Source organism: Kribbella sp. NPDC000426 (genome assembly GCF_040300265.1).
In the GTDB taxonomy this organism is placed as follows: domain Bacteria; phylum Actinomycetota; class Actinomycetes; order Propionibacteriales; family Kribbellaceae; genus Kribbella.
Genome location: NZ_JBEPDK010000008.1, coordinates 175,250 through 187,687 on the forward strand (window position 1 = coordinate 175,250; position 12,438 = coordinate 187,687).

Here is a 12,438-nt window from a genome sequence, read left to right on the forward strand (position 1 = left end):
CGACGCTCAGCTCGGCCCTTTGAGCTGGGGCAGTACGACGTCGCGCCCGGTCAGCATGAGCAGGATCGAGAGCACCGGGCCGCGGATCTCGGCACCCTCGCCGACGGCCCAATCGATGTCGGTCGCGACGAGCCGGCAGCCGTCGTACGGCATGGGTTTGAAGACCTTCGCCATCCGTCGGCCGCGTCTGGACGCCTGGTAGCTCCAGACGCGGTCGGCGGCCAGGGCTGCGACGTCGGTGGGGACCGACAGCGATCGGCCCAGCGGTACGGCGATGTCCTGGCCGTGCACGACGATGTCGATCAGGGTCTCCAGCGGCGTGACACCGACGTTGTGGCGGCGGGAGCCGACCATGGCGCGGATGCCGGCGATGAGTTGCTCGGTCGGCTGCGCCGAGCGCTCGCGGACCGAGGCGTGGATCATGTGGTTCAGGCTGCCCGGGTGACGTAGCGCAGTACGGAGTCCGTTGGTGATCGTCATCTGCTGCTGGGTGAGATGGGCGGCGACGTCGCGTACGGTCCAGCCTTCGCACAGCGACCGGCGGGCCCAGTCGTCGGGGTCGAGGGTTTCGAGGAGGTCCGTCGTACGGAGCCGTTGCGCGTCGATGGCGGCCCAGAGTTCGTCGTCGGTCATGAGTGCGCCCTTTCGTAATGCACAGCTGGAGGCGTCGTGCGGGTGCGTTTGAGCTCGTAGAAGTCGTTGCATCCGGCAACCAGGCGCAGGCCGTCGAACAGCCGGAGCGCGCGATCTCCGCGCGGGACGGCATTCAGTACGGGTCCGAAGAAGGCGATCCCGTCGAGGTGGATGATCGGCGTGCCGCTGTCCGGGCCGACAGGCACCGTTCCCTCGTCGTGGCTCCGCCGCAGCTCCTCGTCGTACTGCGGACTGTCGGCGGCGTCGGCCAGCATCGTCGGCAGACCGGCTGCGGCGAGGGCCTCGGTCGACGCCGTGCGGTACTCCGCTGGTGTCGGGTAACGCCAGTGGTCGAAGATCCGGTCGCCGAACGCGTCGTGCCAGGTCTGGAAGGCCCTTGGTCCGTAGGCGGTCACGACGGCGGTCGCGACGCGGGAGGGGCCGCCGGATGCCGCGATCGTACGACGGTAGCCGTCGTCGACGACGCGGTCTTCGTTCAGCATGCGCAGGCTCATCACGTGGTACCGGAGGTGCAGATCGCGTTGCTCGGCGACCTCTCGGAGCCAGCAGGCGACCAGCCAGGTGTACGGGCAGACGGGATCGACGTACAGGTCGACTCGTGGCGGACCGGGACGCGGTCTGCGGGCGGCCTCGGTGCGCTGCAGGAGCCCGTCGGCGGGTCTGAGGCCGAGGTACTCCGTTGCGACCTGGTTCCAGAGGTTGTCCATGGCATCAGCGTCGGGCCGGAGGTGTTGGGCGCGCATCGTGTGAATTGCTCATTTGCTACTCACTACTGCGTCGGCCGGCGACCCAGGCTGCGACCTGCGCCCGGTTCACGAAGCCGAGCTTGCCGAGCACGTGCTGGACGTGGTTCTGGGCCGTCCGCTCGGAGATGACGAGGGCTGCGGCGATCGCGCGGTTGCTGAGTCCGTCGGCGACGAGTCGCGCGACCTCGTGCTCACGCGGGCTCAGCGGGCTGTCTGGTGCGGCGACCCGCTCCAGCCGATTCACCCAGGGCGTCATCCCTAGAACCCTGGCCAACGGCAGAGTCTCCTTGGCAACTCCGGAGGCGTCGTTGGAGACCTCAGCCAGCAGACAGGCCGCCTCGACGGCGAAGCCGGGCGCGCCGATCGCCCGGCTTCGTGCAGCAGCTGCCCGCAGATCTGCGACCGCACTGTCCCGGTCACCGAGGGCCGCAGAGCAGATGCCGAGCACAAGCTCGACCGGCCCGAGGAAGTTGGTCCCGCCCGCGCCACCCACGACGTACAGGCCGCGCCTGCGCTCCAGCCGAGCCTGGAAGTGCCGTACGTCGTCCGCAACGCCCAGCGCTGCTGCGACCCGTGCAGCCACGGCGTCTAGCAACAGCTCGGCAGCACGCCACTCCTGCCAGGTGTCCGGACGACCGCACCGCTGGTAGAGCGCGGCCGCCTCGTCCAGCCGGCCCGCATCGACGAGCACGAACGCTCGGGACAATCGGGCAGACAGGTCCCAGCGAACATCTGTCCCGAACTGCCACGCCGCTGCATCCAGCAGCTCGTCCGCCTGGCCGCGGTGGTGAGCCAGGAGGATCTTGAACGCGACGTCGGCGCCCTGTGCGGCCGGGTGACCGATACGCCGGAACTCGGCAACCGCGTCGTCGAGCAACGTCTCGGTCTCGTCGAACTCGGCTCGGGCGAGTGCGAGCGCCGCCCTGGTGATCAGCACGTGCCACCGGCCATTCGGCCCGCTTGTGCGCCCGGCGCAGCTCGCGATCTGCCCTACCTCAGCTGCGATCGCGGCCAGGTCCCCGGCGTACCAGAGCGCATCCACCCGCCACAGCCGCCCACGCAGCTCGGTGTCGGCCGAGCCGGTCGTCGTACCGAGTTTGATCATCCGCTGTGCGGCGGCGGCCAGCTCGTCGACGTCATCGGGTCCACTGGTGGCGAGCTGACGAGCGGTGAGTGCTTCGGCGAGCAGATCTGCTTCGCCGACCGTCTCGGCCTGGTCCAGCGCGTCGCTGCTCGCAGTGCGAGCCTCACGCCACCGGCCGAGGTAGCTGGCTGCCTGTGCCTGCCGAGCGAGCAGGTGGATGCGCGCCCGAGGTGACAGCTCCGGTGCGGTTAGCGCCTCGGCGCACCACTGGTAGATGTCGCCGTCCCACGCGGACTGCCCGATCGGCTCCAGTACTACGGCCGCCTCCGCCAGCAGGTCATCAGCCCGCTCCGAACGCGCTCTCGCCACTACCGCTCGCACAGCCGCATGGGCTGCCACGAGATCGCCGGCCCGCACACATGCGGCCGCCAGCCGGAGCTGCACTTGGGCGCGGTCCGCGGCGGCCTTCCAGTGCCGAACGATCTCGCCCGGGTCGCTCCCGGCCTCCAGCTCCAGTGCCTCCGCCGTACGCCGATGCAGGTCGGCCCGCTCCGCCAGCGGCAACTGGCTCTCGACCTCCCGCCGGGCGGCCTCGTCAGCGAACCAGACCTCAGCCACGTCCGGCGCCGCCACGAGTGCACCGGTGCGCACCAGCGTGTCCACCGCAATCAGCACGTCACCGCTCGGCTCGTCGAGAACCCGCGCAAGGATGTGGAGCCGCACGCGCTCACCGGCCACGGCGGCCGCACGCAGCAACTGGTCAGCTACGCGATCGCTCACGCTCGCAGTGTGACCGACTCCGCTCCCTTCCGCACGCAGGTTAGGTTTAGGCCCATGACCGCTTATCCCGAGAGCCGCCGCGACGATGTGGTCGAGACACTGCACGGTCGGGACATCGCCGACCCGTATCGCTGGCTTGAAGATCCTGACTCACCCGACACCCAGGACTGGGTCCGCAGGCAGAACGAGTTCACCGAGGCCGAGCTGTCCGGCTATCCGGAACGCGCGTGGTTCCAGACCACGATGTCCGCGATCCTCGCGCGTCCGCGCGCCGGCGTCCCCACCAAGAAGGCCGGCTGGTACTTCGTCGGCCGCAACGACGGTACGCAGGCCCAGGACGTCATCTACGTCGCCGAGTCGCTCGACGAACTGCTGTCCGGCGGCCGGGTGCTGATCGACCCGAACACCCTGTCCGAGGACGGCACCGACTCGCTCGGCTCGTTCACGGTCAGCCCGGACGGCAAGTACTTCGCGTACGGCATCAACGAGAGCGGCAGCGACTGGACGACGTTCCGGCTGCTCGACATCGCGAGCGGCGAGCAGGTCGACGACGTGGTGTCGGAGGCCAAGTTCTCCGAGGCGGTCTGGTTGCCGGACAGCTCGGCGTACCTCTACCTGCACTACCCGACCAGTGGGCGCAGTGAGGGGACCGAGACCAAGTCGCTGTCCGGTGGGCGGCTGACGCTGCACAAGGTCGGCACACCGCAGTCCGAGGACGAGCTCGTGCTGAGCTTCCCCGGTGAGGACCAGATCTTCATCGGTCCAGAGGTGTCGGAGGACGACCGGTACCTCGTCGTGCACATCAGTGAGGGGACCGATCCTGCGACCCGGCTCTGGGTCTACCCGATCACCTCGGACGGCCTGGGCGAGCCGGTGAAGGTTGTGGACAAGTTCGCCGACGAGATCGCCTTCGTACGCATGTCCGGCGAACAGCTCGTACTGCGGACCGACCGCGACGCCTCGCGTGGCCGGGTGGTGCTCTCGTCGCTGGACGGTGAGTTCGCCGACCTCATCCCCGAGGGTGAGGCGACGCTGCAAGCGGTCCGCGGTACTGCGGATGGCCTGGCCACGCTGACACTGGTCGACGCCCAGCCCGTGCTGACGCTCTACGGGTTGGACGGGTCCGGCGCTCGGGTGGTCGACGTACCCGGTGGTGGCGTGGTCGACCTGCACGCCGGACCGGAGTACGACGAGCTGTTCATCGGTCTGTCGACGACCACCGACCCCACGCTGTCGTACGTCGTCTCATCGGGCTCAGGCGACGTGCGTGCGCTCCCGGAGCTGGTCCGCGGCTCCGGTGGATTCACGCCGCCGCAGGTCACCGTGACGCGCCGGATCGCTGCCGGTCGCGACGTGCCGTACTTCCTGATCACCCGGTCCGACCTCGATTTCTCCACTCCGCGTCCGACGCTGATGTGGGGGTACGGCGGGTTCCGCATCCCGATCCAGGCCGACTACCGGCCTGGCTGGCCGGCGTGGCTTGCAGCTGGGGGAGTGCTGGTCATTGCCAACCTGCGTGGAGGTGGCGAGTACGGGACCGAGTGGCACGACGCCGGCCGGTTGAAGAACAAGCAGAACGTGTTCGACGACTTCATCGCGGTCGCCGAGCACCTGCGCGACACCGGCGTCACCACTCCGGCGCAGCTGGCCGTCCACGGTCGCAGCAACGGCGGACTGCTCGTCGGAGCGGTCATGACCCAGCGGCCGGACCTCTTCGCGGTCGCACTGCCCGGTGTCGGGGTGCTCGACATGCTGCGCTTCCACAAGTTCACTGTGGGCGCGGCGTGGGCGTCCGACTTCGGTCTGCCCGACGATCCGGAGCAGTTCGAGGACCTGTTGGCGTACTCGCCGCTGCATCGCGTCAGCGAGGGCACGGCGTACCCGGCGACGCTCGTGGTCACAGGTGACCACGACGATCGGGTGGTTCCGTTGCACAGTCACAAGTTCATCGCGGCCCTGCAGCATGCCCAGGCCGGTCCGCAGCCCGTCTTGACTCGGGTGGAGGTCAACACCGGCCATGGCTTCGGCAAACCTGCCGCGATGATCGCGGCTGAGTGGGCGGACCTACTGGCGTTCGCTGCTCACCACGTAGGTCTCGAACCTCCTGAGCAGTAGGAGGAGGGCTGGACTACCAGATGCGCGGGGCCTGGAGGTCGCGGGGATCGTCGGACGGCTGACAGCCGTGCGCGGTCTCCGCGTACTCCGCCCGCGGACCACTGGTGGCCAGCGTGCGTACTGCGTTGACGAGGCGGTCGACGTGCTCACGCGTCGTCCCGAGACCGAGGCTGGCGCGGACCGCCGTACCGTGCTCGGGGGAGTCGGCGAGGAGGTGGCCGACCAGCGGGTGCGCGCAGAACTTGCCGTCGCGGACGCCGACGCCGTACTCCGCGCTGAGCGCTGCGGAGACGAGTGTCGAGGTCAGACCGGCGATCGTGAAGCAGACGGTGCCGACGCGGTCCGCGTCCTCACCGAAGATCGAGTACGTCGTGACGTTGTCGATCTGCGCGAGCCCGGTCCGCAGACGGGCCAGCAGGCTGCGCTCGTGTTGCTCGATGGCGTCGCGATGCTTGCTGATCGCCGCGCAGGCGCTCGCCAGCGCGATGGCGCCGATGACGTTGGGGGAGCCGCCCTCGTGCCGCGCCGGGCCGGTCGTCCACACCACGGTGTCCTCGGTGACGGCATGCGTCGCGCCGCCGCCGTACAGGTAGGGGTCCGCGGCGTCGAGCCAGTCGGAGCGGCCGATCAGCGCGCCGGCACCGTACGGCGCGTAGAGCTTGTGACCGGACAGCGCGACCCAGTCGACATCGAGGGTGGAGATGTCGACCGTACGGTGCGGCGCCAGCTGGGCCGCGTCGAGACAGACCCGCGCGCCGTGGGCCTTGGCCACCTTGGCGATGTCCGCGATCGGGAAGATCTCACCGGTGACGTTCGAGGCGCCGGTGATCACCACGAGCCGCGGGCCTTCGGGAGCCTCACGGAGCGCGTCGGCGACAGTCGATACGGCCTCGGTCTGGCTGGCCGGAGCCTTGAGGCGAACAGTCCGCTCGGCCGGCCAGGGGAGCAGCGCGGCGTGGTGCTCGGACTCGAACACGATCACGGTCGCGTCCGCCGGCACCGCACGCGCCAGCAGGTTCAGCGCGTCGGTGGTCTGCCGGGTGAAGATCACCTGGTCGTCCTCGCGCGCCCCGACGAAGGAGTGCACCTCCTGGCGGGCCCGCTCGTACCACTGGGTGGTGATGCGCGACGCGTATCCGTTGCCACGGTGCACCGACGCGTACGACGGCAGCGCCGCCTCCACGCTGGCCCGCACCGACTCCAGACACGGCGCGCTCGCACCATGGTCGAAGTTCGCGTAGTCCGTCACCCGGCCGTCGGCCAGCGGGACCAGCAGGTCCGATCCGACCGTGGCGGGGATGCTGCCGGTGCTTCGGTGCGCCACGGTGAGCCGGGGCGTCGTCGTACTGGCAGGCTCGAGGATGGACAAGATCGACATGCTGCTGCTCCCAGGAAGTCCGCACTTGCCGAGCGGGGTATCCGCACGGCCTGGTCTTCACCCGGGGCACCCCACCGCGGAGGAGGGTTGCCGGCCAGCTAGCCGGGGCTTGTCGCTGACACTCATGACCTGTCCAGTACGGTAACGAACGGGCTACGGCGACCGCCACTGGCTATCTCACGTGGTGAGATTGACGAACACATCGTGGACACGTGAGGATTCGCATGACCTGGAGAGCACCTGCCGTCGAGCGACCTGATGGTTCGCTGACCGCGCCCGAACGCGAGCTGCTGCAGGGATACCTGGACTTCTACCGCACCACGCTGCTGTTCAAGTGCGCCGGACTGACCGCCGAGCAGTTGGCCGAGCGGCCGTCGCCGCCGTCGAACCTGTCGCTGCTCGGTCTGATCCGGCACCTCACCAAGGTCGAGCGGATCTGGTTCCGCATCCACTTCGCCGAGACACCTGCCGAGCCGCTGTTCGCGCCCGAGCTCGGGAAGGACGCGGACTTCGAGCGGATCGACCCGGCCGACGCGCAGGCGGCGTACGAAGCGCTGATCGCGGAGTGGAAGCTCTCCGACGAGGCCGCGGCCGACCACTCGCTGGACGACTGCTTCACCTTCGGCGGGACGGAGTCGACGCTGCGGATGATCTACATCCATCTGATCGGTGAGTACGGCCGGCACTGCGGTCACGCCGACCTCTTGCGAGAGCAACTCGACGGCACTACGGGCGCCTAAGGTTCAGGAGGTGCCGTTCACTCTCGCGCATCCCGCAGCCGTTCTCCCGCTGATCAGACGCCCGTTCGTTGCCTCGGCCCTGGTCGCCGGTGCGGTTGCCCCCGACCTGCTGTACGTCGGCCCGATCTACCGGTTCGCCACGCGGTACATCAACGGCAACTTCACGCTGACGCTCACGCACGAGTTCACGTCAGCGTTCTGGCTGGACCTGGTGATCGCGCTGGTTCTCCTCGGGATCTATCACCTCGTACTGAAGCGCCCTCTGATCGCCCTGGCTCCCGCGCCGCTCGCCGCCCGCCTGCCTCCGTCTGTTTCCCCCAGCGCCCTCTGGGTGGTGGTCTCGGCTGTCATCGGTGCGCTCACCCATGTCGTCTGGGATTCCTTCACCCACGGAGACGGCTACTTCGTCCGCCACTTCCCGGGCGTCTTCCGCGCCGCGGTGACCCCGGCCTGGGACGTCAACCGGATCCTCCAGTACGTCAGCACCCTCGGCGGCTGCCTCGTCCTCGCGATCTGGCTCTACCGCTGGTACCGCCGTACGACGCCGTCGATCACTCCCGGTGACCTCGTCGCGCCCTGGGCTCGGTACGCAGTGGTCGTCGTCGGGCTCCTGCTGGCCGCCGCCGGCGCCATCGTCGAGATCGGCCGTGCCGAGGGCGATCTGAGCGGCGAAACCGCCGTTCGCCTCGGGCTCTCCGGTCTCGTATCCGGCGGGCTCGCCGCGGTCGCGACGTACGTCGTCGGCTGGCACCTGCTCCGCTTCCGCAGGCGCGTGGTCACGCTGTGACGCTACGGATGGGGCAGCGTGATCGGCGTGTGACACGTGGGACTCAAGGGGTTATCGGGGTAGCCTGATCAATATGGCGACCCGCACGTCTTCCCCGGCGCGGGCGCAGAAGTCGGCAGCCAAACGGCCGAGCACGGCTCGTTCGGCTGCTGGTGGACGCTCCCGTCCGTCCGGTGCCCAGAAGCGTGGGCAGAGCACGAAGCGCGGTGGATCATCCGCTGCGCGGACCAGCACGCCCAAAAACAGCGGACCGGGCCCGTTCGCGGCCGCCATGCTGGCGCTGTGCCGCGGGGTGGTGAAGATCTGGATCGGCATCGCCCATCTGCTCGGCAGCATGGTGCGGGGGATCGGTCACAGCGCCCGCGACCTGGAGCCGGAGCATCGCCGTGACGGCGCCGGCCTGTTCCTGATCGGCCTGGCGGTCGTGGTGGCCGCTGCGGTCTGGTGGGACCTGCCGGGCGCGGTCGGCAACGGCGTACGCACCGTGGTCGGTGGCAGCATCGGCATGCTCGGCTGGGCCCTGCCGTTGATGCTGCTGCTCATCGCCATCCGCACGCTGCGTCACCCGGACCACAACGGACCCGCAGGTCGCCAGGTGATCGGGTGGACCGCGGTCTGCCTCGGCGTGCTCGGCCTGATCCACATCGCCAACGGTCTGCCCCGGCCCAGCAACCCGGCCGACGGTCCGCTGAGTGCAGCGGGCGGCGCGATCGGGTACTTCATCTCCTCGCTCCTGTCGGACCTGCTCACGCAGTACGTCGCTGCGCCGCTGCTGGTCCTGCTCTCGATCTTCGGCGCGCTGGTCATCACCGGTACGCCGGTGTACGCGATCCCGCTGCGGTTCCGCGCGGCCTTCGACGTACTGATGGGACGTACTGCGCTGCCGGAGGACGCGCCGTCCGTGGCGGCCGCGCCGACCGACGACACCGTCCGGCTGACGCGCAAGCAGCGCCGTGCCAAGGCCGAGCTGGAGGAGGACGGCGAGCCGACGGTCAAGCCGTACGACTCGCCCGTGCTCGAGGGCCGCGAGATCGGCAAGCGCGGGCGCAAGGCCAAGGCCCAGCCGGTGGAAGAGGACGCGTACGACGTCGACAGCGCCGAAGCCGCTGCCTCCTCTGAGCCCGCCTTCGAACCGGCTCCGAGTAAGCCGTCCGCACCGCCGCCGGAGCCGCCGCCGCACACCCCGCTGCCGCAGCGCGTCGAGCAGCTGAGCCTGTCCGGCGACATCACGTACACGCTGCCCGACGGGCAGATGCTCAAGCCCGGCTCGGTGCACAAGGCGCGCACGAAGGCGTCCGATCAGGTCGTCGACCGGCTGACCGAGGTGTTCGAGCAGTTCGGTATCGACGCGCAGGTCACCGGCTACACCCGCGGCCCGACAGTCACGCGGTACGAGGTCGAGCTCGGCTCGGCGGTGAAGGTCGAGAAGGTCACCGCGCTGTCGAAGAACATCGCCTACGCGGTGGCGTCGGCCGACGTACGGATCCTGTCGCCGATCCCGGGCAAGTCCGCGATCGGTATCGAGATCCCGAACACCGACAAGGAGACCGTCAGCCTCGGCGACGTGGTCCGCAGCGCGACCGCCCGCAACGACCACCACCCGATGGTGGCCGGCCTGGGCAAGGACGTCGAAGGCGGGTTCGTCGTCGCGAACATGGCGAAGATGCCGCACCTGCTGGTCGCCGGCGCGACCGGCTCGGGCAAGTCGTCGTTCGTCAACTCGCTGATCACATCGATCCTGATGCGCGCCACGCCCGACGAGGTGCGGATGATCCTGGTCGACCCCAAGCGGGTCGAGCTGAACAACTACGAGGGCATCCCGCACCTGATCACGCCGATCATCACCAACGCCAAGAAGGCGGCCGAGGCGCTGCAGTGGGTCGTCCGCGAGATGGACATGCGGTACGACGACCTCGCGGCGTTCGGGTTCCGGCACGTCGACGACTTCAACAAGGCGGTCCGCGGCGGCAAGGTGAAGCCGCCGCCGGGGTCCGAGCGGGTGCTGACGCCGTACCCGTATCTGCTGGTGATCGTCGACGAGCTCGCCGACCTGATGATGGTCGCGCCGCGCGACGTCGAGGACTCGATCGTCCGGATCACCCAGCTGGCGCGTGCGGCCGGCATCCACCTGGTGCTCGCCACGCAGCGACCGTCGGTGGACGTCGTCACCGGTCTGATCAAGGCGAACGTGCCGTCCCGGCTCGCGTTCGCGACCTCGTCGCTGGCCGACAGCCGCGTCATCCTCGACCAGCCGGGTGCGGAGAAGCTGGTCGGCCAGGGTGACGGTCTGTTCCTGCCGATGGGCGCGAGCAAGCCGATGCGTATCCAGGGATCGTGGGTCGACGAGGCCGAGATCCGCGCCGTGGTCGAGCACTGCAAGACGCAGCTCGAGCCGACGTACCGCGAGGACGTCACGGTCGCGGCCGGACCGAGCAAGGATCTCGACGACGAGATCGGCGACGATCTCGACCTGGTGGTGCAGGCCGCCGAGTTGATCGTTTCCACCCAGTTCGGCTCGACGTCGATGTTGCAGCGTAAGCTCCGCGTCGGTTTCGCCAAGGCCGGCCGGCTGATGGACATCCTGGAGAGCCGCGGCGTCGTCGGTCCCAGTGAAGGTTCGAAGGCCAGGGACGTCCTGGTCAAGCCTGACGACCTAGAGGACTTCATCACCACCCTCCGAGGAGAGTGACATCGTGACCGCCGCGAGCGCACTGCCCAGGCAGGATCGATTCGACGTCGACCCTAAGCCGGTGCCGTTCACCGTCAGCGCCTCCCAGAAGGTGCATGGCGGGCTGGCCGTCGGCGCGGGGCTGGTCGCGCTCGGCTTCGCCGCCTCGGCGTCCACGAGTCCGACCGGGATCCTGCGCTGGATCGCCGCGGCGGCCTTCGCCGTACTCGCGGTGATCTGCGCCCGCGCGCTGACGGTGGGGGACATGCTCGTGGCCGACGACGTCGGCATCCGGCTGCGGATCGGCAACGAATGGATCGGCACCCGGTGGGAAGACATCGAAGAGGTGACGGTGCTGCAGCGCCGGCATCCGCTCGACGACGGGCGGATCGCCGTACATCTGCAGGATCCTGGGCCGATCCTCGGCGCGATGCCGAGTTCGACCCGCAAGACAACTGATGCCAACCGTCGACTGACGGGATCCTCACTCGCGATACCGTTCGGGTTGACGGCCCGGCCGTCGAACGGGGCAGTGGTGCAGGCGTTGCACATGCTCGCGGATGCCAGATGCCCGGTCAGGGAACAACTCTGACTCGCGCGTGACCCCGTCGTACCAAGGCCGTTGACTTGATGTCGGCGGTCCGGGCAGTGACGTCGGCAATCCGCCCAGGTGATCGGACGAACGGAAGGATGGTGGGGACGTGAGCATCGGCAGCGATCTCACGGCGGCCCGGGAGCGGGCCGACATGACGATCGAGCAGCTGAGCGCTGCGACCCGGATCAGAACCGGGCTGCTGATCGCCATGGAGGCCGACGATTTCTCCCGCTGTGGCGGGAACTTCTACGCCCGCGGACACATCCGCTCGATCGCCCGCGTGGTCAAGGCCGACCCTGCACCGTTGATCGCCGCCTTCGACGCCGAGCACGCCGTCGAGGAGGAGAAGTCCCGCCGCGAGGAACGCGCCGCGGCCAAGGGACCCACGCTCCGTCCCGCCCGGCCGCGCTGGGCGATCGTGGTCGGCGCGATCCTCGTCATCCTGATGGGCTGGGGGATGGTGCGGCTGTTCACGCTGCCCAGCGACATCGAGGCGAACGCATCGAAGACCGCCGTCACCACGGCAACGGTCACGACGCCGACCCCGAAGGCGACGCCCCAGCCGACGGTCAAGCCCACGACGAAGCCGACAACCGCCAAGCCGCCGGTGCTGAAGACCGCGCTGACGCTGACGGCGAAGAACTCCGGCACCTACCTGACCGTCCGCGACAAGAAGAACCGCCGCCTGTTCCAGGGCCGCCTGACTCCCGGTATCGCCCAATCCGTGACCAGCTCCGGCGACATCCGCGTGACAGTCACCAACCCCAGCAACCTGATTGTCGTCCTCAACGGCAAACGCCTGAACACCAAACTCACCAAGTTCACCGCCCACCCCAACGGCACCCTCACCAAAACCGGCCCCGCCTCCTGACCACCCCCTCTTCGGTGTGA

Annotated in this window: 10 protein-coding genes and 1 riboswitch; of the genes, 6 read left to right on the plus strand and 4 right to left on the minus strand. The window is 69.0% G+C overall.

The annotated features are described in order from the left end of the window. Nucleotides 1-6: 6 nt before the first annotated feature. From ABT313_RS35360 to ABT313_RS35370, 3 genes are read right to left on the minus strand one after another with little or no spacing between them, the layout of a single operon-like run. Nucleotides 7-633, minus strand: coding sequence for a maleylpyruvate isomerase family mycothiol-dependent enzyme (locus tag ABT313_RS35360; protein WP_350862891.1), 627 nt, complete (start codon nucleotides 631-633; stop codon nucleotides 7-9). After that, nucleotides 630-1,361, minus strand: a complete 732-nt coding sequence (locus ABT313_RS35365) for a mycothiol-dependent nitroreductase Rv2466c family protein (protein WP_350862894.1) — start codon at nucleotides 1,359-1,361, stop codon at nucleotides 630-632. The genes ABT313_RS35360 and ABT313_RS35365 overlap by 4 nt, the downstream gene beginning before the upstream one ends. 55 nt (nucleotides 1,362-1,416) lie before the next feature. After that, nucleotides 1,417-3,264: a helix-turn-helix transcriptional regulator gene (locus tag ABT313_RS35370; RefSeq protein ID WP_350862897.1), complete on the minus strand. Its 1,848-nt coding sequence runs from the start codon at nucleotides 3,262-3,264 to the stop codon at nucleotides 1,417-1,419. 54 nt (nucleotides 3,265-3,318) lie between these two features. Between ABT313_RS35370 and ABT313_RS35375 the strand changes: the two genes are divergently transcribed. Then, nucleotides 3,319-5,379, plus strand: a complete 2,061-nt coding sequence (locus ABT313_RS35375; RefSeq protein ID WP_350862900.1) for a prolyl oligopeptidase family serine peptidase — start codon at nucleotides 3,319-3,321, stop codon at nucleotides 5,377-5,379. A 13-nt stretch (nucleotides 5,380-5,392) separates the two neighbouring features. On the opposite strand, the gene ABT313_RS35380 is transcribed toward ABT313_RS35375, so the two are convergent. Continuing rightward, nucleotides 5,393-6,757, minus strand: coding sequence for an aminotransferase class V-fold PLP-dependent enzyme (locus ABT313_RS35380; protein ID WP_350862903.1), 1,365 nt, complete (start codon nucleotides 6,755-6,757; stop codon nucleotides 5,393-5,395). 16 nt (nucleotides 6,758-6,773) lie between these two features. Beyond that, nucleotides 6,774-6,887, minus strand: a riboswitch (SAM riboswitch). Nucleotides 6,888-6,981: 94 nt separating this feature from the next. Here ABT313_RS35380 and ABT313_RS35385 point away from each other — a divergent pair. The 5 genes from ABT313_RS35385 (at nucleotide 6,982) to ABT313_RS35405 (ending at nucleotide 12,418) form a co-directional block, all read left to right on the plus strand. Then, entirely contained in the window at nucleotides 6,982-7,497 is a 516-nt protein-coding gene (locus ABT313_RS35385) for a DinB family protein (RefSeq protein WP_350862906.1), read from the plus strand. Nucleotides 7,498-7,507: 10 nt separating this feature from the next. Beyond that, the gene (locus tag ABT313_RS35390) at nucleotides 7,508-8,284 is read left to right on the plus strand and encodes a DUF4184 family protein (protein ID WP_350862908.1); all 777 of its coding nucleotides are present in this window, start codon (nucleotides 7,508-7,510) and stop codon (nucleotides 8,282-8,284) included. A 73-nt stretch (nucleotides 8,285-8,357) separates the two neighbouring features. After that, nucleotides 8,358-10,973, plus strand: a complete 2,616-nt coding sequence (locus ABT313_RS35395; protein WP_350862911.1) for an FtsK/SpoIIIE family DNA translocase — start codon at nucleotides 8,358-8,360, stop codon at nucleotides 10,971-10,973. Nucleotides 10,974-10,977: 4 nt separating this feature from the next. Then, on the plus strand, nucleotides 10,978-11,544 hold the full coding sequence (locus ABT313_RS35400; protein ID WP_350862914.1) for a hypothetical protein: 567 nt from the start codon (nucleotides 10,978-10,980) through the stop codon (nucleotides 11,542-11,544). Between the two features lie 109 nt (nucleotides 11,545-11,653). Further along, nucleotides 11,654-12,418, plus strand: a complete 765-nt coding sequence (locus ABT313_RS35405; RefSeq protein WP_350862917.1) for a helix-turn-helix domain-containing protein — start codon at nucleotides 11,654-11,656, stop codon at nucleotides 12,416-12,418. Nucleotides 12,419-12,438: the final 20 nt, after the last annotated feature.

Excerpts from the sequence above, each read along its gene's own strand:
- ABT313_RS35360 (WP_350862891.1), bottom strand. The coding sequence starts at position 633 with ATGACCGACGACGAACTCTGGGCCGCCATCGACGCGCAACGGCTCCGT.
- ABT313_RS35365 (WP_350862894.1), bottom strand. The coding sequence starts at position 1,361 with ATGGACAACCTCTGGAACCAGGTCGCAACGGAGTACCTCGGCCTCAGA.
- ABT313_RS35375 (WP_350862900.1), top strand. The coding sequence starts at position 3,319 with ATGACCGCTTATCCCGAGAGCCGCCGCGACGATGTGGTCGAGACACTG.
- ABT313_RS35380 (WP_350862903.1), bottom strand. The coding sequence starts at position 6,757 with ATGTCGATCTTGTCCATCCTCGAGCCTGCCAGTACGACGACGCCCCGG.
- ABT313_RS35385 (WP_350862906.1), top strand. The coding sequence starts at position 6,982 with ATGACCTGGAGAGCACCTGCCGTCGAGCGACCTGATGGTTCGCTGACC.
- ABT313_RS35395 (WP_350862911.1), top strand. The coding sequence starts at position 8,358 with ATGGCGACCCGCACGTCTTCCCCGGCGCGGGCGCAGAAGTCGGCAGCC.